The organism is Streptomyces massasporeus (assembly GCF_014648995.1).
Lineage (GTDB): Bacteria > Actinomycetota > Actinomycetes > Streptomycetales > Streptomycetaceae > Streptomyces > Streptomyces massasporeus.
The window spans coordinates 253,974-275,715 of sequence record NZ_BMSE01000008.1 but is presented as its reverse complement, the minus strand read 5'-3'; the positions used below and the strand labels follow the sequence as shown (position 1 = coordinate 275,715).

The window sequence follows — 21,742 nt, the reverse complement described above, 5'->3', positions numbered from 1 at the left end:
CGCGATCCCCCACCGTAGGGTGCAAGGTGACGGAGGGAGGCGCGGTGGGATCCAGCGCTGTGCGTGTGCGGGGGCTCTGGAAGCGGTTCGGGCAGCAGGTCGCTGTTGCCGGGGTCGATCTCGAGTTGCCCGCGGGCAAGTTCATCGGGCTCGTCGGGCCGAACGGGGCCGGGAAGACCACCACCTTGTCGATGGTGACCGGGCTGCTCCGGCCCGACCACGGAACCGTCGAGGTGGTCGGGCACGACGTGTGGCGGGACCCCGTCGAGGTGAAGGCCCGGATCGGGGTGCTGCCGGAGGGGCTGCGGCTGTTCGAGCGGCTGTCGGGGCGGGAACTGCTGGCGTACACGGGGCGGTTGCGCGGGCTGCCCGGTGCCGAGGTCGACAAGCGGGCCACGCAGCTCCTCGACGTCCTCGACCTGGCCGGCGCCCAGCACAAGCTGGTCGTCGACTACTCGACCGGCATGCGCAAGAAGATCGGGCTCGCCACCGCTCTCCTCCACAATCCCGAAGTGCTGTTCCTGGACGAGCCGTTCGAGGGAGTCGACCCCGTCTCCGCGCAGACCATCCGGGGCGTCCTGGAGCGGTACACGGCCTCGGGCGCCACGGTCGTGTTCTCTTCCCACGTCATGGAACTCGTCGAGTCGTTGTGCGACTGGGTCGCCGTCATGGCCGCCGGGCGGATCCGCGCCACCGGCACGCTCGCCGAGGTGCGCGGGGACGCACCGTCGTTGCAGCGGGCGTTCCTCGAACTCGTCGGCGCCCAGAGCCGGGACGCCGGGTCCGACCTGGACTGGCTGGGCGGCGGGTCGCGGTGAGCGCCCCCGCGATCACCCCGGTCTTCGTACGGCTGAAGCTGTCGCTGCTGCGCAACGGGCTGCGGCAGTCCGGCGGGCGGAAGGCCGCCTACATCACCTCGGCCGTCTTCGCCCTGCTCTTCGCCGCGCTCCAGCTGATCGGCCTGATCGCGCTGCGCGGGCACGCGCACGCCGAGTCGGTGGTCGTGCTGGCGGTGGCGGTGCTGGGGCTCGGCTGGGCGGTGATGCCGCTGTTCTTCCCCAGCGGTGACGAGACCCTGGACCCGACCCGGCTGGTGATGCTGCCGCTGCGGCCCCGGCCGCTGGTGCGGGCGCTGCTCACGGCCTCGCTGGTGGGCATCGGGCCGTTGTTCACGCTGTGTCTGCTGGTCGGTTCCGTGATCGCGGTGGCGCGGGGCGGGGCGGCGTTCGCCGTCGGTGCCGTCGCCGTCGTCCTCGCGCTGCTGGTGTGCGTGGCCCTCGCGCGGGCCGTCGCCGCCGCCAACGTACGGCTGCTGACCAGCCGCAAGGGGCGGGACCTCGCGGTGCTCAGCGGGCTCGTCATCGCCATCGGGGCGCAGATCGTCAACTTCGGCGCGCAACGGCTCGGGGCGTCCGGGCTGGGCGAGCTCGACCCGGCGGCCGAGGTGCTCCAGTGGGTGCCGCCCGCGTCGGCGATCGGGGCCGTGCACGCGGTGAGCGAGGGCTCGTACGGTCGGGCCGTCGCGCAACTGGCGCTGAGCGCGGGTGCGCTGGTGGCGCTGCTCGCGCTCTGGTCGCGGCATCTGACGCGGCTGATGACCTCGCCCGACGGCTCCACCCTGCCGAGCGCCGAGTCGGCCGCGAAGGAGCGCTCGTCGACCGGGCTCGCGCGGCTGCTGCCCGCGGGCCGTACGGGCACGGTCATGGACCGCAGCCTGCGGTACGTGTGGCGCGATCCGAAGACCAAGGCCGCCTGGGTGACGTCGCTGGCCATCGGGCTGATCGTGCCGGTGTTCAACGCCTGGCAGGGCACCGGGTCGGTGTACTTCGCGTGCTTCGCCGCCGGGATGCTCGGCATCCAGATGTACAACCAGTTCGGGCAGGACACCTCGGCGTTCTGGATGGTCGCGATGACGATCTCCTCGGCGCGTGACGCCTACGTCGAACTGCGCGCCCGGGCGTACGCCCTGCTGCTGATCACGCTGCCGTACGCCACGCTCGTGACGGTTGTGACGACGGCCATGCTGGGCGACTGGCGGCGGCTGCCCGAGGCTCTGGGGCTGTCCTTCGCGCTGCTCGGCGCGATGCTCGCGACCGGGGCGTGGACGTCTGCCCGCTTCCCCTACTCCATCCCGCAGGAGGGTTACAAGAACGTCGCCCCCGGGCAGACCGGGCTCGCCTGGATCTCCATCTTCGGCGGGATGATGGCGGCCGCCCTGCTGTGCGCGCCCGTCATCGCGCTCACGATCTGGCTGAACGTGAGCGCGGACGGCGACGACTGGACGTGGCTGCTGCTGCCGGCGGGCACGGCCTACGGGGCGGTGCTCACGGCGGCGGGGCTGAAACTGGCCGCTCCGCGGACGGCCCGGCGGCTGCCGGAGATCCTGGCCGCGGTCAGCAAGGGGTGACACCGGCCTCCGGAGGCCGGAGACGGTCAGCAACTGAGCCGGCCTGCAAAAAAGCCGGAGGCGGTCGGCAAGGGCTCGGCAGGCCCGCAAAGACCGGAGGCGGTCGGCAAGGGCTCGGCAGGCCCGCAAAGACCGGAGGCGGTCGGCAAGGGCTCGGCAGGCCCGCAAAGACCGGAGACGGTCAGCAAGGGCTGAGCCGGCCTCCGGAGGCCGGAGGCGGTGAGCGAGGGGCTGACACCGGCCCCGGGAGCCGGTGTCAGCTGTCGCCCAGCGAGTCCAGGAACGGTTCGATGGCGGCGCGCCAGGCCTCCGGCTGGTCGTAGTGCACCAGGTGGCCGGCGTCGGCGACCTCCGCGTACTGGCCGCGGGGCAGGACCCGGACCATCTCCTGGGCCTCGGCGCGGCCCAGCTCGCCGTCCAGGCCGCGCAGGACCAGGGTGGGGCAGCGGACCTGGGTCAGCTCCTCCCAGTGCGCGTCGTAGACCCATGTCTCGCGGGAGCGGAGCATCTGCTCCGGTTCGAAGACCGGACGCCAGCCGTCCGGGGACTCGGCCATCACCTCGGCGTAGAACTCACCGCGGGCCGGATTGGGCCGCTCCACCCAGGGGTCGTCCTCGCCGAACCACTTGCGGACGTCGGCGAGGGTGGCGAAGGGCAGCGGCCAGGACTCGAACCACTGGCCCCACTCGCGCTGGGAGGCGGCGCCGAGCGCGGACGCCCGCATGTCGCAGATGATCAGCCCGCGCACCAGGTCGGGACGCTTGGCGGCGAGCTGCCAGGCGGTCAGCGCGCCCATGGCGTGGCCGATGAGGACGACCGGGGCGAGGCCCAGCTGCTCCAGGGCGGCCTCGGCGTCGTCGACGTAGGCGTCCCGCGTGAAGGAGCCCTGCGGGGGTTTGTCACTGCGGCCGTGGCCGCGCTGATCGAGGGCGACCGCGCGGTAGCGCGCGGAGAGCCAGCGGGCGGTGGACGCCCAGTGCGACGCGCGGCCCATGAGGCCGTGCAGTAACAGCACGCTCGGGGAGCCCTCCGGTGCGGTGTGCCCGGCGTGCGCCCCCTGGCCGTCCTGCGCCGGATCGGTCTTGGGCGGGTCGCCGAACTCCCAGGCCGCCAGGCGTACGCCGCCCGTCCCGGTCACGTCGATGCGTCGCGCCATGTCCTGGCACCCCCCAAGCTTCGCGCGGACCACGGCTCCCTCGAGCCGTCCGGTCCTGTGAACCGTGTTCTGCCTGCTGTGCCTTCTGCCGTGCTGGTTGCCGTGTCCGTCGGTGCAAGTGTGCCGTGCGCCGCCCGCAGACTATCGAATGCGCATTCGAGATTCGGGTTTCTGCGGACAACACCCCTCGTTCGAGTGACCCCTCCCGGGGATTGATCGCCGCCGCCGAGGGGAGATCTTCAGCGGGGGGCGGACCGCTCGGGGAAACCGGTCCGCGGGGAATGACCCTGAGAGCTCGGGGCTCCGGGTCAGCACAGGGGAGGACAGGCCCCGGCGCCACACGGCGCCGGGGCCCTCCACATCTCCGCGGCACATCCTCCCGCCCCCTCCCCGGCCGGCGACATCGCTGTCGAGCCGCGGCCCAGAGCCCCTCAGGTCATATGCCTCACGCGACAGCGTCGCACGGGAAGCGTACGGGCGCTGCCATTCGGCGGACTGGATCCCGGATTCGGTCCGGATCACGCCAAGAGACCACCGACGCCACAACGGCCGCACGTGCAGCTGGAGTTGGCGTATGCCCCGGCGCGACAGGCGGTGGGCTCAGGGCTTGGCGACGAACACGTGGGAGGCGACGTCCGACTCCAGCTCGGCCGCCTCGCCGCCGCTGCCCACCAGCACCCCGCCCGCCGACTCGGTCACGCTCACCACCGAGCCGGGCTGCACGCCCGCCCGCCGCAGCGTGTACATCAGCTGCGCGTCCGTCTGGATCGGCTCGCCGATCCGGCGCACCACGACCGTCTTGCCCTCGGCGCCGGGGTCGAGGCTGGCCAGCGACACCATGCCCTCGTCCAGGAACGGGTCCGCGCCGTCCTTCTCGCCGAGCTCCTCGAGACCCGGGATCGGGTTGCCGTACGGCGACTCCGTCGGATGCCGCAGCAGCTCCAGGACGCGGCGCTCCACGGCCTCGCTCATCACGTGCTCCCAGCGGCACGCCTCCGCGTGGACCTGCTCCCATTCCAGGCCGATCACGTCGACGAGCAGACACTCGGCAAGGCGGTGCTTGCGCATCACCCGCGTGGCCAGCCGGCGGCCCTCGTCGGTCAGCTCCAGATGCCGGTCGCTGGCGACGGACACCAGGCCGTCACGCTCCATCCGCGCCACGGTCTGGCTGACGGTCGGCCCGCTCTGGTCCAACCGCTCGGCGATACGGGCGCGCATGGGGACCACACCCTCTTCCTCCAGCTCGAGGATGGTGCGGAGATACATCTCCGTGGTGTCGATCAGTCCGGACATACGTGCCCCTCGAATGAGATCTGCCGGAGGCTGGACGGCTCACCGGCGTGTGCGCTGGCCCTGCACCCAATTCTGCCGGATACCACCGACAACCGGGCCTCGGGAGGGAAAGCCGGGGATTACCCGGCCGGGCGCAAGGGTACGGACTTCCCTTTCGGCGACTTCCCCGGGCTCGGCGCGCGGCGCCCACGGCCGTATTGACACCGCACTGGTCCAGACCGCACCGTGATGCGCGACACAAGCCGCCCAGGCCAGCCCGAAGGGACCCCGTATGAGCGACCGCGTGCCGGCCGGCCAGTTCCTCGACGCCGCGATCGGCCTGCTGCGGCGGCTCCGCGACGAGGAGGCCGACAGCATCGCCGCGGCCGGCACACTCCTCGCCGACACCGTCGCGGACGGGGGCCGGCTCTTCGCCTTCGGCGCCGGGCACTCCTCCCTCGCCGCGCAGGACCTCGTCTACCGCGCCGGCGGTCTCGCGCTGATGAACCTCCTCGTCGTACCGGGCGTCGTCGGCGTCGACGTCATGCCCGCGCCGCTCGGCTCCGCCCTGGAGCGCGTCGACGGCCTCGCGAGCGCCGTCCTCGACAGCTCCCCGCTCCGCGACGGCGACGCCCTGCTGATCATCTCCCTGTCGGGGCGCAACGCCCTGCCCGTGGAGATGGCCATGAACGCCCGCGCCCTGGGCGTGAAGGTCATCGGCGTGACCTCGGTGGCCTACGCCTCGCAGACGAAGTCCCGGCACGCCTCCGGCACGTATCTGAAGGACCACTGCGACCTCGTCCTCGACTCGAAGATCGCGGTCGGCGACGCGGAACTCACCCACGACGACATCCCGGCCCCCTTCGCCCCCGCCTCCACGGTCGTCACCTCGGCCCTGCTCCAGGCCGTCATGGCGACGACGGCCACCACCCTCGCCGACCGCGGCATCGAACCGCCGCTGCTGCGCTCCGGAAACGTCGACGGCGGCCACGACTGGAACACCCGGGTGATGGAGCAGTACCGCGACCGGATCTTCTACCGGCACTGAGCGGGCCGGTGCCGCGACGGACCGGCCTCCCACAGCTCGGCGAGGAGTACGGCGGGGCGGTGCCGCGAGGCCCGGCCCCTCACACCTCGTCCGACAGCCTCGCCAGATCCAGCGACGCCGCGATCCGTACCGCCACGTCCTCCGCGTACATCGCGTCGGACCGCTCGAAGGCGCTGCGGCCCGCGCCCCGCAGGAACGTCACGGCCCCCAGGGTGCGGCCCCGGCTGCGCAGCACCGCGCACAGGGCGTGCACCGCGTCCGGGGGCCACTGGCGGGCCAGGGCCCACTCACGGGCCGCCTCGGGCGGGGCCCCGCCCGCGCTCGCCCGCAGCGCTCCCACGCGCTCCACGCACTGCAGGGCCGGATGCCCCTCGGCGTAGCGGACGGGCAGGCCCGCCAGGTCGGCCAGCTTGCTCGGGCCCGGTGCGCCGGACGGCGTGGCGGCCACCCGGACCAGCCGGACGGGCCCCTCGGCCTGCGTGTCGGTGAGCGCGCCGCCGACGACCCGGTCGATCACCGCGTGGTCGGCGAAACCGGCCAGGGCGAAATCCAGGTGGACCGTGGCCGCCTCCGCCGGGTCCTCGCACTCGGCCGCGGCCCGCGACGCGCGGTGCAGCTGCTGCGTACGGAACCGCAGCAGGGACGCCTCCTGCTCGGCCTGCTTGGCCTCCGTCACGTCCTGGAACAGCCAGCCCACACCCAGCGGCACCGGTTCTTCCGCGAGCGGTGAGGCCAGCCGCAGGAAGCCGCTGCGCCAGCACCGCCGCTTCTCGCCCTCCGTCGCGCGCACGGTCACCCACACCTCGGCGGGCGCGGGCGGCGCGCCCTCCGCCAGCACATGCTGCAGCGCGCTCTCCAGTTCCTCCACGCCCTGTGACAGGAGCTCGCCGAGCGGCCGCCCCAGCACCGACGTTCGGCCCGTGCCCAGCGCCCGGGCCGCGTGCGCGTTCACCACCGCCGGCCGCAGATCCACGTCCACCAGGACGACACCCCAGCTGGCGTCCTCGAACAGCGCCTCGCTCAGCGCGATCGAACGCTCCAGGTCGATCTGCGCGTGCACCTCGCTGAACGCGCAGTACACCCCCGCCGGTTTTCCGTCGGGCCCGCGCACCGCGGCCGACTGCGTCCGCACGAGCACCCGCCCGCCGTCCTTGGTCAGCAGGGCGAACTCGTGCACCTGCCGCCCGGGCGCGTGCATGACCGACAGCAGCCGCCCCTCGATCTCCTCGGCGTCCGCGGCGCGCACGGCCCACCCGGCCAGACCGCGCCGCCCCACGGCCTCGTCCGCGCTCCACCCGAGGATCCGCTCGGCCTCGCGGTTCCAGTGCGTCACGACCCCGTCGGCGTCGAACGCGCACAGCGCCGCGTCCATCCCGTCCAGCAAAGCGGCAAGCAGATCCGAACCATCCGAGTTCTCCCGCTCGGGCTCGTCCGGCCCCAGCTCGTCGGTGGTCCCACTACGCCGGGAAGCACTCACCTGGACCCCCTGCAGGCTGCGTCCGCACGTCCGGCACGTCGGTTCGCTCCTTGCCATCATTCAACTGGAACGTGACCCAGCGCACACCGAGTTCCCACAACATTGAGGGAATCGTTGTACGGCGGCAATCCCCACGTCAACGCCACGGAGGCCCCCCGGCCGGACAGATCATCAGCCGATCGTCGACGTCAGTCGATCAACGGCAGGGCCCCGGCGCCGCTCCCCCGCCGCGCGTACACCTCGATCTCGATCTTCATACGGGGGTCCGCCAGCCCGCACACCAACATCGTCGCGGCCGGCCGTACCTCCCCGAAGCACGCGCGCAGCACCGGCCAGCACGGCTCGAAGTCCTCCCGCTCCGGCAGCAGGTACCGCACCCGCACGACGTCCGCGAACGAACACCCGGCCTCCTTCAGCGCGGCCCCGATGTTCCGCAGACACTGCTCGGCCTGCTCCACCACGTCGTCGGAGATCGTCATGTCCGCGTAATCGAACCCGGTCGTCCCCGACACGTGCACCCAGTCCCCGTCCACGACGGCCCGGGCGTACCCGATCCGCTCCTCGAACACCGAACCGCTGAGAATCGCCTGCCGCTGCGTCATGGAGTCAAGGTCTCAAAAAATGGGTTGATCCGAGGCCGAACGGTTCCTAGGGTTGCAAGCACTTCAGAAGGGAGGTGGTTCGGCAGATGTATGGATACCGGACGGAAGAGGTGGCTGCGGGCTAGCGGCCCGTCACCACACTCAGTGCGGTGCCGAGCCAGCGCGTGAGCGTACGCGCAGCCGGCCCAATCTCAGGCAGTCACCCGACCCGCGAGTCGCCGGTACGTCCGGCCGGCTCCTCCTCAGGGAGGAACCAGACTCGCGGGTCGTCTGCGTTTCTGCGGCTTCCCGGGGGCGATGACGGTGGGTACGTGGCGCGAGGACCGGATCGGGAGCGCCCTGCGGGGCGAGAACCCGGCCGTGATGCGGCGGCTGGAGTCCGGGTTCGCGGTGATCGGGGATGTGCAGTTCCTGCCCGGCTACTCGGTGCTGCTGACCGATGATCCCGCGGTGCAGCGGTTGTCCGAGCTGCCGCGGAGCGGGCGGCTGGCCTTCCTGGCCGACATGGACCGGCTGGGGGAAGCCGTCGAGCGGGCCTGCGGGCAGGTGGAGTCAGGATTCCGGAGGGTCAATCTGGAGATCCTCGGGAACGCCGACGGGTTCCTGCACGCGCATGTGTGGCCGCGCTACGACTGGGAGCCCGAGGAGCTCGTGCGGCTGCCCGTGTGGCTCTATCCGCGACAGCGGTGGAGCGAGGAGCGGTACGCGCTCGGGCCCCGGCACGAACGGCTGCGCGAGGCCATCGGCGAGGAGCTTGACCGGCTCGCGGGGTGAGCATGCGGACGGCCTCACCCGGAGGTGGGTGAGGCCGCGTGGCGCGGGCGGGTCAGTGGGCGATGTCCTCGTAGCCCTCGATCTCCCGGGGGTTGCGGGTGCCCGGGCCGACGTAGCGGGCCGAGGGGCGGACCAGGCGGCCCGTGCGCTTCTGCTCCAGGATGTGGGCGGACCAGCCGGCGGTGCGGGCGCAGGTGAACATGGACGTGAACATGTGGGCCGGGACCTCGGCGAAGTCCAGGACGATGGCCGCCCAGAACTCGACGTTCGTGGCGAGGACACGGTCGGGGCGGCGGGCGTGGAGCTCCGCGAGGGCCGCCTTCTCCAGGGCCTCGGCGACCTCGAAGCGGGGGGCTCCCAGCTCGCGGGCCGTGCGGCGCAGGACCCTCGCCCTCGGGTCCTCGGCACGGTAGACGCGGTGCCCGAAGCCCATGAGGCGCTCGCCCTTGTCGAGCGCGTTCTTGACGTAGGCCTCCGCGTCGCCCGTGCGCTCGATCTCCTCGATCATGCCGAGGACGCGCGAGGGGGCGCCGCCGTGCAGCGGGCCGGACATCGCGCCCACGGCGCCGGAGAGCGCCGCCGCCACGTCCGCGCCGGTCGAGGCGATGACCCTCGCCGTGAAGGTGGACGCGTTCATGCCGTGCTCCGCGGCGCTCGTCCAGTAGGCGTCCACCGCCGCCACGTGCTTGGGGTCCGGCTCGCCGCGCCAGCGGATCATGAAGCGCTCCACGACGGACTGCGCCTTGTCGATCTCCCGCTGCGGAACCATGGGCAGGCCCTGGCCGCGGGCGGACTGGGCGACGTAGGAGAGCGCCATGACGGCCGCCCGGGCCAGGTCCGCGCGGGCCTGCTCGGCGTCGATGTCGAGGAGGGGTTTGAGGCCCCAGACGGGCGCGAGCATGGCCAGGGCGGACTGGACGTCCACGCGGATGTCGCCGGAGTGCACGGGGATGGGGAACGGCTCGGCGGGCGGCAGCCCGGGGTTGAAGGCGCCGTCGACGAGCAGGCCCCAGACGTTGCCGAAGGAGACGTGGCCGACCAGGTCCTCGATGTCGACGCCCCGGTACCGGAGTGCGCCGCCCTCCTTGTCCGGTTCGGCGATCTCCGTCTCGAACGCGACGACTCCCTCGAGCCCGGGTACGAAGTCGGACATCAGGCGGCTCCTCGTGATGTAAGTGACAGATGGTGTGATGTGGGGTGGGGCGAACGAACCATGTGTCAGTCAGCTTGCGAAGCGGGCGGCCGTCCGGAGGATCCACGGTCGTCTGCGCGACTCGCGGTCCTGGCCGGTCTCCCCCTGTGATGCCCCGAACGGTCGGCCGTCACCCAACCGATACGGCACGGAAACGATATCCCCGAGTGCCACATTTGGGGAGGGTTCACGGCACTCAGTGCCACGCAGTGACGAAGGACACCGTCCGTACGGCAAGATGACCGGGTGACCGACCGCGACGACGTCCCCTTCGATCTGGCCTCGATGCGCAAGCAGTACCGGGCCGAGGGGCTCTCCGAGACCGCGCTGGCCGCCTCGCCCGTCGAGCAGTTCGCGCGCTGGTTCAAGCAGGCCGCGACGGACGGCGGGCTGTTCGAGCCGAACGCCATGATCGTCTCGACGGCCGACGCCGAGGGGCGGACGAGTGCCCGTACGGTGCTGCTGAAGCACTTCGACGAGCAGGGCTTCGTCTTCTACACGAACTACGACTCCCGCAAGGCCCATGACCTGGCGGAGAACCCGTACGTCTCGCTGCTGTTCCCCTGGCACCCGATGGCCCGGCAGGTCATCGTGTCCGGGGTCGCCCGGCGCACGGGCCGGGACGAGACGGCCGCGTACTTCCGCACCCGGCCGCACGGCTCGCAGCTGGGGGCGTGGGCCAGTGCCCAGTCCTCGGTGATCTCCACCCGCGCCGACATCGACACCGCGTACGCGGAGCTCGCGGCCCGCTACCCGGAGGGCGAGCAGGTGCCGGTGCCCCCGCACTGGGGCGGCTTCAGGGTGGCCCCGCAGACGGTGGAGTTCTGGCAGGGCCGCGAGAACCGGCTGCACGACCGGTTGCGGTACGTGGAGCAGGCGGACGGCAGCTGGCGGGTGGAGCGGCTCAGTCCGTGAGGCTCAGATGCCGATGAGCCGGACTCGGTCGCCGCACAGCCGCGCCATGTCGTCGACGTCGGACGTCAGCACGGCCACGGGGCCCGGCTGCCGCAGTGCCACCTCGGCGACGGTCGCGTCGATCGCGTACTTGTGGCCGTGCAGCCCGGCGGCCTTCAGCAGTTCCGCGGACGCTTTCGCGGCGCCCTCGGTCACCGGCTCGACCTTGACGCGGGAGAGCGCCCACTGCAGACGGGGCATGTTCACGCGCGCATGACTGCCTTCCACGATGGTGTTGGCGCCGATGACGAAATCGGCGCCCATGGCGTGGAGAACCTGGAACATCGCCAGGATCTTGCGATCCTGGGCGATCCAGGCGGAGAGCCCCTGAGAGTCCAGGACAACCGTCTCGACGTGCTCCATCACGCCGCGCTCGCCGATCCACCGGCATCCGCAGTGCCGAAGATCCTGGAGCGGGCCTCGGCCAGCTCCTCCTCGGTGAACGCCCCGTGCTCCTCCTGGTGACGCATCAGGTCTGCGCCGAGCAACTGATGCCGCAGCTGGCGTGCCACCGCCTCGGCGACGTAGCCGGAGACGTTGTCGGTGAGCTTCCTGAGTTCGGCGACCTGGTCTGTCGGCAGTGTCACCGTGATGCGCGTCGTGTCCGCCATGCTTCGAGCATACCGCGGTATGCACACTCCGCGTCCGTGCTGCCACCAGCCCCTCAGCCCAGCGACTCCTCCAGCAGCCCCGCCCACTGCGCGACCACCCGTTCCCGGCGGGCCGCGTCGTCCGTGAGGAGGTTGGCGAGGCCCAGGCCGCGGGCCATGTCGAGGAGGCCCTGGACGGTTTCGCGCACGCCGGGGACGGATTCGTCGGCGGACAGCAGGTCGACGGCTATGCGGTGGGTCTCGCGGCCGACGCGGGATTCGAGTTCGGTGACGCGGGGCCGGAGCTGCTCCTCGTTGGAGGCGGCGACCCAGAGGTGGAGGGCGGCGCGGAACAGCGGCCCGGTGTAGAGGTCGACCAGGGCGGCGACGACGGCGTGGCGGTCTCCGGCCGCGCCGTCGGGGAACAGGTCGCGCAGGGCCGTGGAGCGTTCCTCGGCGACGTACTCGACGGCCGCCGTGAAGAGGTCCTCGCGGGTCGGGAAGTGGTGCTGGGCGGCGCCGCGGGAGACGCCGGCGCGTTCGGCGACCACGGAGACGGTGGACCCCGCCCAGCCGTGTTCGGCGAGGCAGGACACGGCGGCTTCGAGGAGCCGCTGCCGGGTGGCCCGGCTGCGGTCCTGCTTGGGGACTCTCTCCGCACGGTCGACCGTGCTCACACCACCCATGCCGGATCCCGTCGTTCGAGGAAGGCCGTCATCCCCTCGCGCGCCTGCGGGGAGGAGAACAGCCGGGCCGAGAGCGCGGTCAGGTCGGCGGCGTCCCGGTCGAAGGCTTCCAGCACCCTAGCCGTGAGCAGCCGTTTCGTCTCGGTCAGGGCGTCGGGGGCGGATCTGCGCAGGCCTTCGAGGATGGGGTCCAGGGCCGTGTCGACGTCGTCCGCCCAGGTGGTGAGCAGGCCTGTCGCCTGCGCTTCCGCCGCGTCGAAGCGTTCGCCGGTGAGGTAGTGGCGGGCCAGGGCGCGCAGGTTCGTGCGGGGCAGGATCGGCAGGGAGATCACGGCCGGGGCGACCCCGATGCGCACCTCCGTGAAGGCGAAGGTGGCGTCCGTTGCGGCGGCGGCGATGTCGCAGGCGGCCAGGAGGCCGAGGCCGCCCGCGCGGACGTGGCCGGTGACCCGGGCGACGACCGGTTTGGGCAGCTCGATGATCTGCCGCAGCAGTGCGACCAGCGCCTCGGGCGGGGGCGGGTCCTTGAGGTCGGCTCCCGCGCTGAACGTGTTGCCGGTGTGCGTGAGGACGACCGCGCGGACGCCGGGGTCCTTGCCGGCGTCGGTGAGCGCGTCGGCCAGTTCGCCGACCAGGGCCGCCGAGAGGGCGTTGCGGTTGTGCGGCGAGTCGAGGGACAGGGTCTCCACGGCACGCGCGCGGGTACGGGCGATCAGCGTCATGCGCTCTCCCTGAGCTGTCGGCGGAGGATCTTGCCGGAGGCCGCGCGGGGGACGCCGACGATGAAGGTGACGTGGCGGATCCGCTTGTAGGGGGCCACGCGCTCGGCGACGTACATCATGATCTCCGCCTCGGTGAGCTCCCCGGCGGACGGCTGGCGGACGACGTAGGCGTGCGGGACCTCGTTGCCGTCGGCGTCGTACCTGCCGATGACGGCGGCGTCGGCGATGCCCGGGTGGGTCAGGAGCAGGGCCTCCAGCTCGGCGGGCGCCACCTGGAAGCCCTTGTACTTGATGAGTTCCTTGACGCGGTCGACGACGAACAGCCAGCCGTCCCCGTCCACATGGCCCACGTCGCCGGTGTGCAGCCAGCCGTCGGGGTCGATCATCGCGGTGGTGGCGTCGGGGCGGCCGAGGTAGCCCTTCATGATCTGGGGGCCGCGGATGAGGATCTCGCCGGATTCGCCGGCCGGGAGGTCCTTGCCGGGGTCGTCGAGGGAGACGACGCGCATCTCGGTGCCGGCGATGAGCTTGCCGACGGTGCCGGGCGGGGCGTCGTTCATGGCGTCCAGGGGGACGACGTGCGTGCCGGGCGAGAGTTCGGTCATGCCGTAGGCCTGGCCGACGGGCGGCAGGCCGAGGCGCCGGGAGCAGGCGGCTGCGAGGCGGGCGTCCAGGGGTGCGGCGGCGCTGATGATGTACCGCAGGGACGACAGGTCGTACTGGGCGACGGCCGGGTGCTTGGCGAGGGCCAGGACGATCGGCGGGGCCACGTACAGGGCCGTGATGCGGTGGTTCTGGACGGCCGCGAGGAACTGCTCCAGGTCGAAGCGGGGCAGGACGACGACGGTGGCGCCCTGCCGCAGGGGCGCGTTCATCAGGGCGGTGAGGCCGTAGATGTGGAAGAAGGGCAGGACCGCCAGGACACGGTCTCCCGGGCCGGCCGGGACCGCCGGGTGGAGCTGGGCGAGGTTGGTGGCGATCTGCCGGTGCGTGAGCATCACGCCCTTGGGGATGCCGGTGGTCCCGGAGGAGTACGGCAGGGCCGCGACGTCCTCGGCCGGGTCGATGGCGATCTGCGGCTCGGGGGCCGCCGAGGCGAGCATGTCGATCAGGGAGCGGTGGCCGCTCGCGCTGTCGCACACGAATATCTCGCGTATGCCGCCCGCGAGTTCGGCGGCCCGGCGGGCGACGTCCAGCAGCGGTGACACGGTGACGATCCAGCGGGCTCCCGAGTCCCGCAGTTGCTTGGCGAACTCGTCGGCGGTGGCGAGCGGGTGCACGGTGGTGACGGTGGCGCCCGCGCGCGTGGCCGCGTAGAAGGCGGTCGGGAAGGCGATGGTGTTGGGGCTGTGCAGGGCGAGGACGTCACCCTTGCGGACACCGGCCTCGGCGAGGGCGGCGGCGACGCGCCGGTGGAACCGGTCCACCTGCTCGTACGAGAGGGTGGTGCCGTCGGTGCCGTCGATCAGGGCCGGGGTGTCGCCGAACTCGGCGGCCCGGGCCAGGACCGCGTCGTGGATGGGCAGGTCGACGGGCGGGACGTCTGCGTACTCGCTGCGGAACATGGCCGGTTCCTCCTCGCGGCGCGGGCCGTCTCAGTACGACTTGGGCAGGCCCAGGGTCTGGTGGGAGACGTAGTTGAGAATCATCTCCCGGCTCACCGGGGCAATACGAGCCACGCGCGCGGCCGTTATGAGCCGGGCCAGGCCGTACTCGCGGGTGAGGCCGTTGCCGCCGAGGGTGTGCACGGCCTGGTCGACCGCCTTCACACAGGCCTCCCCGGCCGCGTACTTGGCCATGTTGGCGGCCTCTCCGGCGCCCATGTCGTCGCCCGCGTCGTAGAGGGCGGCGGCCTTCTGCATCATCAGGCGGGCGAGTTCGAGGTCGATGTGCGCCTGGGCCAGGGGGTGGGCGATGGCCTGGTGGGCGCCGATGGGGGTGTTCCAGACGGTGCGGTCGCGGGCGTACTCGACGGCCTTGGCGAGGGCGTGGCGGCCCATGCCGATCGCGAAGGCGGCGGTCATGATGCGTTCGGGGTTGAGCCCGGCGAAGAGCTGGAGGAGTCCCGCGTCCTCGTCGCCGACCAAGGCGTCGGCGGGCAGCCGTACGTCGTCCAGGACCAGTTCGAACTGCTTCTCCGCGGCGTTGAGTTCCATGTCGATGGGGCGGCGGGTGAAGCCGGGGGTGTCGCGCGGGACGATGAACAGGCACGGCTTGAGGCGGCCGGTGCGGGCGTCCTCGGTGCGGCCGACGATGAGGGTCGCGTCGGCGATGTCCACGCCGGAGACGAAGACCTTGCGGCCGGTGAGGAGCCAGCCGCCGGTGTCCTGGTCGCGGCGGGCCGTGGTGGTGATGCGGTGGCTGTTGGAGCCGGCGTCGGGTTCGGTGATGCCGAAGGCCATGAGGCGGGTGCCGTCGGCCAGGGCGGGAAGCCACTGAGCCTTCTGGGCGTCCGTGCCGAAGCGGGCGATCACCGTGCCGCAGATGGCCGGGGAGACGATCATCATCAGCAGGGGGCAGCCTGCTGCGCCGAGTTCTTCGAGGACGAGGGAGAGTTCGGTGATGCCGCCGCCTCCACCGCCGTATGCCTCCGGCAGGTTGACGCTGATGTAGCCCAGTTTGGCGGCCTCGGACCAGAGGTCAGGGGTGCTGAAGTCACGGCCGTGGCGTTTGCCCAGGGCGGAGACTGCTTCTCGAAGGGCCTTGTGGTCTTCGGTGTCCATGGGTCGTCCTTTCGGGTGCGGGAGCGTTGTGGCTTGTCGCGCAGTTCCCCGCGCCCCTAAGGGGTCTCTTTCACCACCGCCAGGAGCGTGCCCGGGTCCACCTGTTGGCCGGGTACGGCGTGCAGCTCGGTCAGCGTTCCCGTCACCGGGGCCGTGATCTTGTGCTGCATCTTCATCGCCTCCAGCCAAAGAAGGGGCTCGCCCGCCTTGACCGGTGTTCCTGCCGTGAGGCCGTCGGCGACGCGGACGACGGTGCCCGGCATGGGGGCCAGGAGGGAGCCGGGGGCGTGCTGGGTGGTGGGGTCGGGGAAGCGGGGCAGGGCGGTCAGGGCCGTGGTGTTGACGTAGACCTGGTCGCCGTGGCGGGCGACCTCGTACGTCCGCCGCACCCCGTCCACGTCGAGGATCACGAGCCGCGCGTCGGCGTGCACCACCCGCACCCCGTCCGCCTCCAGGCCCCTGCTGCCGTGCCGGTAGCGGGCCTCGTGCTCCTCGCCCGCCATCAGGTACCGCTTGGTCTGCGGCTGGGAGGGGACGTTGCGCCAGCCGCCGAAGCGGGAGCGGCCGTGGGCGTCGGCGAGGGCGGCGGCGAGCGGGGCGTGCGGGTCGGGGGCCGGTTCGGTCAGTGCGGGCAGGTGGCGGTCGTAGAAGCCGGTGTCCATGCGGGCAGCGGTGAACTCCGGGTGGCGCAGGGAGCGGACCAGGAGGTCGCGGTTGGTGACGGGGCCGTGGATCACCGCGCGGTCGAGGGCGGCGGCCAGCTTGCGGATCGCCTCGGCGCGGGTGGGGGCGTGGGCGACGACCTTGGCGAGCATGGGGTCGTAGTGGACGCCGATGTCGTCGCCGTCCGCGTAGCCGGTGTCCAGGCGCACGGCGTCGGGGACGGCGAGGCGGTGCAGTCGGCCGGTCTGCGGTGCCCAGTTGCTGGCCGGGTCCTCGGCGTAGAGGCGGGCCTCGACGGCGTGCCCGCGCGCCCGCGGGGGGTCCTCCGCAAGGGCGTGGCCCTCGGCGATGCGGATCTGCTCGGCGACGAGATCGATCCCGAACACGGCCTCCGTCACGGGGTGTTCCACCTGGAGGCGGGTGTTCATCTCAAGGAAGTGCGCCCGCTCGCCCGCGACGAGGAACTCCACGGTTCCGGCGCCGACGTACCCCACCGCGCGGGCGGCCCGGACGGCGAGGGCGCGGACCTCCGCGTCGAGTGCGGCGGACAGGCCGGGCGCCGGGGCCTCCTCGATCACCTTCTGGTGACGGCGCTGGAGGGAGCAGTCGCGGGTGCCGAGCGCCCACACCGTGCCGTGCGTGTCGGCGAGCACCTGCACCTCGACGTGCCGGCCGCCCTCCACGTACGGCTCGACGAAGACCTCGCCGTCGCCGAAGGCGCTCGCGGCCTCGGCCCGGGCGGCGGCCAACTCGGCGTCCAGGTCCGCCAGGTGCCGTACGACGCGCATGCCGCGGCCGCCGCCGCCCGCCGCCGCCTTCACCAGCACCGGCAGGTCGGCCTCGGTGACCTCCCGCAGGGGCTCGATGCCCAGCAGCTCCTTGGCGCGCGTCTTGGACGCCATCGCCTCGATCGCCTCCGGGGGCGGCCCGATCCACACCAGACCTGCGTCCCGGACGTCCCGCGCGAAGCCGGCGTTCTCGGAGAGGAAGCCGTAACCGGGGTGCACGGCGTCGGCGCCGGCGGCGAGGGCGGCCTTCACGATCAGGTCGCCGCGCAGATAGGTGTCGGCGGGCGCCGACCCCGGCAGCCGTACGGCGGTGTCGGCCACGCGCGCGTGGAGGGCGTGTGCGTCGGCGTCCGAGTGCACGGCGACCGTCCGGATTCCCGCCTCACGGCAGGTGCGGACGACACGGCAGGCGATCTCGCCCCGGTTCGCGACAAGAACTGAAGTGATCATGGGCCTCACATCCGGAAGACGCCGAAGCCGCCGCGGGCGCCCTCGTAGGGGGCGGTGTGGATCGCGGACAGGCACAGGCCGAGGACGGTGCGGGTGTCGCGCGGGTCGATGACGCCGTCGTCGTAGAGCCGCCCGGACAGGAACATCGGCAGCGACTCGGACTCGATCTGCTGCTCCACCATGGCGCGCAGCGCGGCGTCCGCCTCGTCGTAGGGCTGCCCCTTCGCGGCGGCCGACTGGCGGGCGACGATCGACAGCACGCCGGCGAGCTGCTGCGGGCCCATGACGGCGGACTTGGCGCTGGGCCAGGCGAAGAGGAAGCGGGGGTCGTAGGCGCGGCCGCACATGCCGTAGTGGCCGGCGCCGTAGGAGGCGCCCATGAGGACGGAGAGATGGGGCACGCGGCTGTTGCTGACCGCGTTGATCATCATCGCGCCGTGTTTGATGATGCCGCCCTGCTCGTACTCCCTGCCGACCATGTAGCCGGTGGTGTTGTGCAGGAAGAGCAGGGGGATGTCGCGCTGGTTGGCGAGCTGGATGAACTGGGCGGCCTTCTGCGACTCCTCGCTGAACAGGACGCCCCGGGCGTTGGCGAGGATGCCGACGGGGTAGCCGTGCAGGGCGGCCCAGCCGGTGGTCAGGCTCGTCCCGTACAGCGGTTTGAACTCGTCGAAGTCGGAGGCGTCGACGATCCGGGCGATGACCTCGCGCGGGTCGAAGGGGCTCTTGAGGTCGCCGGGGACGACGCCCAGCAGCTCCTCCGGGTCGTACTTGGGCGGTTCTGCGGGCCCTGGATCCTCGTACGCCTTGCGGTGGTTGAGGCGGGCGACCACGCGGCGGGCCTGCCGGAGCGCGTCCGGTTCGTCGACGGCGAAGTAGTCGGCGAGACCCGAGGTGCGGGCGTGCATCTCGGCGCCGCCCAGGGACTCGTCGTCGCTCTCCTCCCCGGTCGCCATCTTCACCAGCGGCGGGCCGCCGAGGAAGACCTTCGCCCGCTCCTTGACCATGATCACGTGGTCGGACATGCCGGGGATGTAGGCGCCGCCGGCGGTGGAGTTGCCGAAGACGACCGCGACGGTCGGGATGCCGGCGGCGGACAGCCGGGTGAGGTCGCGGAAGATGGCGCCGCCGGGGATGAAGATCTCCTTCTGCGACGGCAGGTCGGCGCCTCCCGACTCGACCAGGCTGATGCAGGGCAGCCGGTTGGCGAGGGCGATGTCGTTGGCGCGCAGGGCCTTCTTCAGCGACCAGGGGTTGCTCGCTCCGCCGCGTACGGTCGGGTCGTTGGCGGTGATCAGGCACTCCACGCCCTCCACCACCCCGATCCCGGTGACGAGGGACGCCCCGACGGTGTGGTCGCTGCCCCAGGCGGCCAGCGGGGACAGCTCCAGGAACGGCGTGTCGGGGTCGAGGAGCAGCTCGATGCGCTCACGGGCGAGGAGCTTGCCGCGCTTCCGGTGCCGTGCGACGTACTTCTCGCCGCCGCCCGCGAGGGCCTTGGCGTGCTCGGCGTTCAGTGCGGCGAGCTTGGCGAGCATCTCCTCGCGGTTGGCCCGGTGCTCGGCGCCGGTGGGGTCGAGCGCGGAGGTCAGGACGGTCACAGGAGGGCCTCCGGTATCTCCAGGTGGCGGGAGCGCAGCCATTCGCCGAGGGCCTTGGCCTGCGGATCGAAGCGGTGTTGCGCGGCGACGCCGGCGCCGAGGATCCCCTCGACGACGAAGTTGAGGGCGCGCAGGTTCGGCAGCACGTGCCGTACGACGGTCAGTTCGCGGCTTTCGGGGATGAGCTCCCGGAACCGGTCGGCGGTCAGCTCGTGCGCGAGCCACCGCCAGGCGTCGTCCGTGCGCGCCCACACCCCGACGTTGGCGTTGCCGCCCTTGTCCCCGCTGCGGGCTCCCGCGACGAGCCCGAGAGGGGCGCGACGGGTGGGCCCGGGCTCCGGCGGCTGAGGCAGGGACGGCTGCGGCACCGCGTCGAGTACGGCCGTGTCGTGGGCCGGTGGCACGGGGATCCGGCGCCCGTCGTGGAGGACGGCCACATGGTCGGCGGAACCATGGGGGACGTACACATCCTCGAACACCCCATAGGGCGAGCCCTTTCCGGGTGGGGCCAGCACATGGAAGCCGGGGTAACTGGCCAGCGCCAGCTCCACGGCCGCCCCGCTCAGCGCCCGCCCGACGGCCCCCTGGTCGGGGTCCCGTACGACGAGCCGCAGCAACGCGCTCGCCGTCTCCTCGGTCGGGGCGTCGGAGCGGTCGGTGCGGGCCAGCTCCCAGCGCACGTCGGCGACCTTGCCGAGGGCCGGTTCCAGCTGGTCCCGCACCAGGGCGGCCTTGGCCTCGATGTCGAGCCCGGTGAGCACGAAGACGACCTCGTTGCGGAAGCCGCCGAGCCGGTTGAGCCCGACCTTGAGGGTGGGCGGCGGCGCCTCCCCGCGCACGCCCTCGATCCGCACCCGGTCGGGCCCGTCCTGGCTCAGCCGTACGGTGTCCAGCCGGGCGGTGACGTCCGGCCCCGCGTACCGGGCACCCGCCGTCTCGTACAGCAGCTGCGCGGTGACCGTGCCGACGTCGACGAAGCCGCCGGTGCCGGGGTGCTTGGTGATGACGCAGCCGCCGTCCTCGTGCAGCTCGGCGAGCGGGAAGCCGGGGCGGCGGGCGTCGCCGTCCCGGAAGAAGGCGTAGTTGCCGCCGGTGGCCTGTGCCCCGCACTCCAGGACGTGCCCGGCGACCACGGCGCCCGCGAGCCGGTCGTACTCCGTTTCGCTCCACCCGAAGTGTGCGGCGGCGGGCCCGGTGACCAGGGCCGCGTCCGTCACCCGCCCGGTGACGACGACGTCGGCGCCCGCCCGCAGGCACTGCGTGATGCCGAAGCCGCCGAGGTAGGCGTGGGCGGCGAGGGAGCCCGGGTGGGCGGCGGTGAGGTCGTCGCCCGCCACATGGGCGACACGTACGGGAATGCCCAGCCGGTCGGCCAACCGCCGTACGGCGTCCGCGAGTCCGGCCGGGTTGAGCCCGCCCGCGTTGGTGACGATCCTGACGCCCCGCTCGTGCGCGAGCCCGAGGCACTCCTCCAACTGCCGCAGGAAGGTGCGGGCGTATCCGGCGGCGGGGTCCTTCAGGCGGTCCCGGCCGAGGATCAGCATGGTCAGTTCGGCGAGGTAGTCGCCGGTGAGGACGTCGAGTTCGCCGCCGGTGAGCATCTCGCGCATCGCGTCGAAGCGGTCGCCGTAGAAGCCGGAGGCGTTGCCTATGCGCAGGGTCACGAGGCGGACTCCTTCGGCGGGCGTCCGCCGCCCGGCGGCCCGGCGAAGGCCTGCGCGATGTCCAGCCAGCGGTCGGCGTCGGGGCCGTCGGCGCGCAGCGCGAGGTCGGTGCGGTGGGCGCGCTGGGTGACCAGCAGGCAGAAGTCGAGGGCGGTCCCGGTGAGGCGCTGCGCGGCGTCCTCGGGGCCGTACGTCCACAGGTCGCCGGAGGGGGCGCGCAGTTCGACGCGGAAGGGGTCGGCGGGCGGGGTGAGGCCGTGCACGCCGAAGGCGAAGTCACGGGTCCGTACCCCGAGCCAGGCCACATGCCGCAGCCGGTCGCTGGGTGGGCTCACCACACCCAGGGCGTCGGCCACGTCCTGCCCGTGGGCCCAGGTCTCCATCAGCCGGGCCGTCGCCATGGAGGGGGCCGACATGGGCGGGCCGTACCAGGGGAAGCGCGCCCCGGGCGGGGCGGCCCGCAGAGCCTCCTCCAGTGCGGCGCGGCCGCCGCGCCACCGGGCGAGCAGCTCGCCGGGCGGGAGTTGCGCGCCCTCCTCGGCGCCCTCGTCCACGAAGGAGCCGGGCGCGGCGAGGGCCTTCTCGACCAGGGCGTGGAAGCCGTCGGGGTCCGTGACGGCGAGCAGGGCCGAGCGGTCCGTCCAGGCGAGATGGGCGATCTGGTGGGCCACGGTCCAGCCGGGCGCGGGGGTCGCGAGCGACCAGCGCCGCGGGGGCAACCCGGCCACGAGGCGGTCGAGTTCCTCGCTCTCCTCACGCAGATCGTCGATCACGGACGTCGGATCGGACACGGGGCGCTCCCCTCGGGGCACGACGGTGTGCGGGGTGGTGCGGGGTGCTGAGGAGCATGGCAGCGGCACCGGAAACAATCAAGCGTGCTTGCATGAAACTGTTGCGGTGGCCGGAAGCGTGCTCTTCGGCGGCGAGATCAATACACTCTGGCTCGCCGCTCGTTCCATTGGTCACGCGTCGG

General features: G+C 72.5%; 20 protein-coding genes. 5 read left to right on the top strand and 15 right to left on the bottom strand.

Going from position 1 to position 21,742, the window contains the following annotated elements; genetic code table 11:
- Positions 1-26: 26 nt before the first annotated feature.
- Together IE153_RS20210 and IE153_RS20205 are read left to right on the top strand one after the other, a co-directional pair.
- Positions 27-818 (top strand): ABC transporter ATP-binding protein, encoded by a 792-nt coding sequence (locus tag IE153_RS20210; RefSeq protein WP_189591181.1) that lies wholly within the window; start codon positions 27-29, stop codon positions 816-818.
- Positions 815-2,407, top strand: coding sequence for a transporter (locus IE153_RS20205; protein WP_189591179.1), 1,593 nt, complete (start codon positions 815-817; stop codon positions 2,405-2,407). Before IE153_RS20210 ends, IE153_RS20205 begins: the two co-directional genes overlap by 4 nt.
- Positions 2,408-2,663: 256 nt before the next feature.
- Here the strand turns inward: IE153_RS20205 and IE153_RS20200 are convergent, their stop codons facing one another.
- Positions 2,664-3,563, bottom strand: a complete 900-nt coding sequence (locus tag IE153_RS20200; protein ID WP_189591177.1) for an alpha/beta fold hydrolase — start codon at positions 3,561-3,563, stop codon at positions 2,664-2,666.
- 600 nt (positions 3,564-4,163) lie between these two features.
- On the bottom strand, positions 4,164-4,856 hold the full coding sequence (locus IE153_RS20195) for an iron-dependent transcriptional repressor DtxR (protein ID WP_010035781.1): 693 nt from the start codon (positions 4,854-4,856) through the stop codon (positions 4,164-4,166).
- A gap of 271 nt (positions 4,857-5,127) precedes the next feature.
- Here IE153_RS20195 and IE153_RS20190 point away from each other — a divergent pair, with 271 nt between their 5' ends.
- Positions 5,128-5,883 (top strand): SIS domain-containing protein, encoded by a 756-nt coding sequence (locus tag IE153_RS20190; protein ID WP_189591176.1) that lies wholly within the window; start codon positions 5,128-5,130, stop codon positions 5,881-5,883.
- 79 nt (positions 5,884-5,962) lie between these two features.
- On the opposite strand, the gene IE153_RS20185 is transcribed toward IE153_RS20190, so the two are convergent.
- Both IE153_RS20185 and IE153_RS20180 read right to left on the bottom strand, forming a co-directional pair.
- Positions 5,963-7,417, bottom strand: a complete 1,455-nt coding sequence (locus IE153_RS20185; protein ID WP_189591278.1) for a PAS domain-containing protein — start codon at positions 7,415-7,417, stop codon at positions 5,963-5,965.
- Positions 7,418-7,548: 131 nt separating this feature from the next.
- Positions 7,549-7,962, bottom strand: a complete 414-nt coding sequence (locus IE153_RS20180; RefSeq protein WP_189591174.1) for a RidA family protein — start codon at positions 7,960-7,962, stop codon at positions 7,549-7,551.
- A 297-nt stretch (positions 7,963-8,259) separates the two neighbouring features.
- Here IE153_RS20180 and IE153_RS20175 point away from each other — a divergent pair, with 297 nt between their 5' ends.
- The gene (locus tag IE153_RS20175; protein WP_189591172.1) at positions 8,260-8,736 is read left to right on the top strand and encodes an HIT family protein; all 477 of its coding nucleotides are present in this window, start codon (positions 8,260-8,262) and stop codon (positions 8,734-8,736) included.
- Between the two features lie 52 nt (positions 8,737-8,788).
- Here IE153_RS20175 and IE153_RS20170 read toward each other — a convergent pair whose 3' ends face one another.
- Positions 8,789-9,889: a citrate synthase 2 gene (locus IE153_RS20170; RefSeq protein WP_031106276.1), complete on the bottom strand. Its 1,101-nt coding sequence runs from the start codon at positions 9,887-9,889 to the stop codon at positions 8,789-8,791.
- A gap of 285 nt (positions 9,890-10,174) precedes the next feature.
- On the opposite strand from IE153_RS20170, the gene pdxH reads away from it, so the two are divergent.
- The gene (gene pdxH, locus IE153_RS20165) at positions 10,175-10,843 is read left to right on the top strand and encodes a pyridoxamine 5'-phosphate oxidase (protein ID WP_189591170.1); all 669 of its coding nucleotides are present in this window, start codon (positions 10,175-10,177) and stop codon (positions 10,841-10,843) included.
- A gap of 3 nt (positions 10,844-10,846) precedes the next feature.
- On the opposite strand, the gene IE153_RS20160 is transcribed toward pdxH, so the two are convergent.
- Genes IE153_RS20160 through IE153_RS20115 form a run of 10 tightly spaced genes read right to left on the bottom strand, consistent with a single transcriptional unit; the run spans position 10,847 to position 21,560 of the window.
- A complete protein-coding gene (locus IE153_RS20160; protein ID WP_189591168.1) occupies positions 10,847-11,248 on the bottom strand; it encodes a DNA-binding protein in 402 nt (133 codons plus the stop codon).
- The gene (locus IE153_RS20155; RefSeq protein ID WP_031106279.1) at positions 11,245-11,493 is read right to left on the bottom strand and encodes a type II toxin-antitoxin system CcdA family antitoxin; all 249 of its coding nucleotides are present in this window, start codon (positions 11,491-11,493) and stop codon (positions 11,245-11,247) included. Before IE153_RS20155 ends, IE153_RS20160 begins: the two co-directional genes overlap by 4 nt.
- A gap of 53 nt (positions 11,494-11,546) precedes the next feature.
- The gene (locus IE153_RS20150; RefSeq protein WP_185007342.1) at positions 11,547-12,158 is read right to left on the bottom strand and encodes a TetR/AcrR family transcriptional regulator; all 612 of its coding nucleotides are present in this window, start codon (positions 12,156-12,158) and stop codon (positions 11,547-11,549) included.
- The gene (locus tag IE153_RS20145) at positions 12,146-12,880 is read right to left on the bottom strand and encodes an enoyl-CoA hydratase family protein (protein WP_189591166.1); all 735 of its coding nucleotides are present in this window, start codon (positions 12,878-12,880) and stop codon (positions 12,146-12,148) included. Before IE153_RS20145 ends, IE153_RS20150 begins: the two co-directional genes overlap by 13 nt.
- Entirely contained in the window at positions 12,877-14,445 is a 1,569-nt protein-coding gene (locus IE153_RS20140) for a 4-coumarate--CoA ligase family protein (RefSeq protein ID WP_189591165.1), read from the bottom strand. Before IE153_RS20140 ends, IE153_RS20145 begins: the two co-directional genes overlap by 4 nt.
- A gap of 30 nt (positions 14,446-14,475) precedes the next feature.
- Complete coding sequence (locus IE153_RS20135) at positions 14,476-15,603, bottom strand: acyl-CoA dehydrogenase family protein (protein WP_189591163.1); 1,128 nt, start codon at positions 15,601-15,603, stop codon at positions 14,476-14,478.
- Positions 15,604-15,659: 56 nt separating this feature from the next.
- The gene (locus IE153_RS20130) at positions 15,660-17,504 is read right to left on the bottom strand and encodes an acetyl/propionyl/methylcrotonyl-CoA carboxylase subunit alpha (protein ID WP_189591161.1); all 1,845 of its coding nucleotides are present in this window, start codon (positions 17,502-17,504) and stop codon (positions 15,660-15,662) included.
- Between the two features lie 5 nt (positions 17,505-17,509).
- Positions 17,510-19,105, bottom strand: a complete 1,596-nt coding sequence (locus IE153_RS20125) for an acyl-CoA carboxylase subunit beta (protein ID WP_189591159.1) — start codon at positions 19,103-19,105, stop codon at positions 17,510-17,512.
- The gene (locus tag IE153_RS20120) at positions 19,102-20,769 is read right to left on the bottom strand and encodes an acyclic terpene utilization AtuA family protein (RefSeq protein ID WP_189591157.1); all 1,668 of its coding nucleotides are present in this window, start codon (positions 20,767-20,769) and stop codon (positions 19,102-19,104) included. The genes IE153_RS20125 and IE153_RS20120 overlap by 4 nt, the downstream gene beginning before the upstream one ends.
- On the bottom strand, positions 20,766-21,560 hold the full coding sequence (locus tag IE153_RS20115; protein ID WP_189591154.1) for a TIGR03084 family metal-binding protein: 795 nt from the start codon (positions 21,558-21,560) through the stop codon (positions 20,766-20,768). Before IE153_RS20115 ends, IE153_RS20120 begins: the two co-directional genes overlap by 4 nt.
- Positions 21,561-21,742 lie beyond the last annotated feature (182 nt).

Bases quoted from the DNA above. Each gene is read 5' to 3' on its own strand.
- IE153_RS20150 (WP_185007342.1), bottom strand. From the start codon at position 12,158: ATGGGTGGTGTGAGCACGGTCGACCGTGCGGAGAGAGTCCCCAAGCAG.
- IE153_RS20170 (WP_031106276.1), bottom strand. From the start codon at position 9,889: ATGTCCGACTTCGTACCCGGGCTCGAGGGAGTCGTCGCGTTCGAGACG.
- IE153_RS20155 (WP_031106279.1), bottom strand. From the start codon at position 11,493: ATGGCGGACACGACGCGCATCACGGTGACACTGCCGACAGACCAGGTC.
- IE153_RS20180 (WP_189591174.1), bottom strand. From the start codon at position 7,962: ATGACGCAGCGGCAGGCGATTCTCAGCGGTTCGGTGTTCGAGGAGCGG.
- IE153_RS20140 (WP_189591165.1), bottom strand. From the start codon at position 14,445: ATGTTCCGCAGCGAGTACGCAGACGTCCCGCCCGTCGACCTGCCCATC.
- IE153_RS20130 (WP_189591161.1), bottom strand. From the start codon at position 17,504: ATGATCACTTCAGTTCTTGTCGCGAACCGGGGCGAGATCGCCTGCCGT.
- IE153_RS20185 (WP_189591278.1), bottom strand. From the start codon at position 7,417: ATGGCAAGGAGCGAACCGACGTGCCGGACGTGCGGACGCAGCCTGCAG.
- IE153_RS20135 (WP_189591163.1), bottom strand. From the start codon at position 15,603: ATGGACACCGAAGACCACAAGGCCCTTCGAGAAGCAGTCTCCGCCCTG.
- IE153_RS20200 (WP_189591177.1), bottom strand. From the start codon at position 3,563: ATGGCGCGACGCATCGACGTGACCGGGACGGGCGGCGTACGCCTGGCG.
- IE153_RS20190 (WP_189591176.1), top strand. From the start codon at position 5,128: ATGAGCGACCGCGTGCCGGCCGGCCAGTTCCTCGACGCCGCGATCGGC.
- IE153_RS20195 (WP_010035781.1), bottom strand. From the start codon at position 4,856: ATGTCCGGACTGATCGACACCACGGAGATGTATCTCCGCACCATCCTC.
- IE153_RS20175 (WP_189591172.1), top strand. From the start codon at position 8,260: ATGACGGTGGGTACGTGGCGCGAGGACCGGATCGGGAGCGCCCTGCGG.
- IE153_RS20145 (WP_189591166.1), bottom strand. From the start codon at position 12,880: ATGACGCTGATCGCCCGTACCCGCGCGCGTGCCGTGGAGACCCTGTCC.